This window comes from Microbacterium sp. NPDC057658 (assembly GCF_042799975.1).
In the GTDB taxonomy this organism is placed as follows: Bacteria; Actinomycetota; Actinomycetes; order Actinomycetales; family Microbacteriaceae; genus Microbacterium.
The window spans coordinates 1-1,477 of record NZ_JBHVHT010000004.1 but is presented as its reverse complement, the minus strand read 5'-3'; the positions used below and the strand labels follow the sequence as shown (position 1 = coordinate 1,477).

General features: G+C 64.3%; 2 protein-coding genes. Both read right to left on the bottom strand.

Annotation, left to right across the window (positions count from 1 at the left end):
* On the bottom strand, window positions 1-553 hold a 553-nt coding region (locus ACFU8V_RS16520), incomplete at its 3' end, for a hypothetical protein (RefSeq protein ID WP_378872857.1).
* Window positions 553-1,383: a hypothetical protein gene (locus ACFU8V_RS16515; protein WP_378872854.1), complete on the bottom strand. Its 831-nt coding sequence runs from the start codon at window positions 1,381-1,383 to the stop codon at window positions 553-555. The genes ACFU8V_RS16520 and ACFU8V_RS16515, both read right to left, overlap by 1 nt.
* Between the last annotated feature and the right edge of the window lie 94 nt (window positions 1,384-1,477).

Genomic DNA, 1,477 nt, shown 5'->3' with positions numbered 1-1,477 from the left:
GCGCCATCGCATGATGTGCCGCAGCGGGGTCGGCTTCTGCAATCCAATAACCCCCTGCGACGTTTCGGTGCCGCGACTGTTCGCTCTGAAGCGCCATCAAGAGTTCTCGGTGAGTCTCGTCATACCCGCTTCCCGCAGCGAGGCGTGCTCGGTATGCCGCCCGCTGCTTCAGAGCGAAGCGAGAGATCCGGTCGTCGACGTAAACACTCTGGGGTGTCGCAATTTTACTGTCCCCTAGTATGAGCAGGTCAACGCCATTTTCGTTCTTGCGCGCGATTGCGACAGTGCTCGACGGCGAGGCGCCAGGGCGGAGATCGAGGTGCGAGGCCGATTCCTCGATCCCGTGTGCGAGGAGATCTGTGAGCCGAGTACGAGGTTCCGTGGTGAGGCCCTCGACGAGGAAGCTCCCGAGCGTGTCGACGTATGCCGACGGCGACACCTCGACCGGTACGAAGGCCGAAGCCCCATCAAGGACGATCACGGCGTTCCGGGTCATGAAGATGCGGTCCTGTGACGAGCTGGCGTCGGGGAGCATCGCCGCTTCGACACGCATCAGCTTTCCCACCACAGCGTGTCACCGATCGCTGTGGTGCTCGTGATTGCGAAGCCGTCGTAGCCGCTCTCGACCAGGAGCGAGAAGTCGTGGCCTGCGGCGTCGCTGTAGAGCTCTGCGGCGTTGGCGGTCAGGTACTCGACCGCTCCTAAAGAGCCGATCGCATGAAGCCCTGCTACATGAGTGATCGTCCGGCCCGCCTCACCACGCCGCGCAACGTAGGCCAGGTCGACGCTTTCGCGTGCTGTGTCGCTCGGCGAGTGGTGGCGTACCTGCGACTGGCGGTCCTTGATGTACCAACCGTCTTCATCGTGCGCGATGGTGAGGCGGGGATCGGTGTCGAGCAGCGGCATGACGGCGTGCGACGACTTCGGTCCACAGATGACGAAGAGGTCACCACTCGGAAGCTCGGTGTCGTCCGGCCCGACCTGTGCCGAGCGCGTGACAAAGTCGAAGGACTCAAGGAGTTGCTTCGCTGCCTCGCCTGCGGCCACGTCCTCGGCCGCAAGGAGCGGACGCTCACGGTCGGTCACCTGGTAGCGGTAGGGAGTCACGATCGTGACCGGTCCGACGCCGAACAGCGCACGTGCCGGAGCCGGCGCGGTCGACCGGATCTGCGTGACACGGCCCTTCGTGATTCCCAGAGAGGTAGCGATCTGGCTGTACGGCAGTCCGAGATCCCGGTGCGCCTCCTCCAGCGCCTCGCGGCGCAGGCGTGCAAGTTCCGTCGAGCGCTGCTGATAGAGAGCGAGCAGCTCGGTCGCGCGACGACCACGGCGGATCGGGTCAGGATCACGCCGCACGTCAGCGAACTCGTCCGTGGATGACACGCCACGAGTTTAGACCCCTTGACGCGTACGCCGCCGAGCCCTACTCTCTCGTTTAGACCCCTATACCTCACCTCGTAGGCAGTCGACCTCAGGG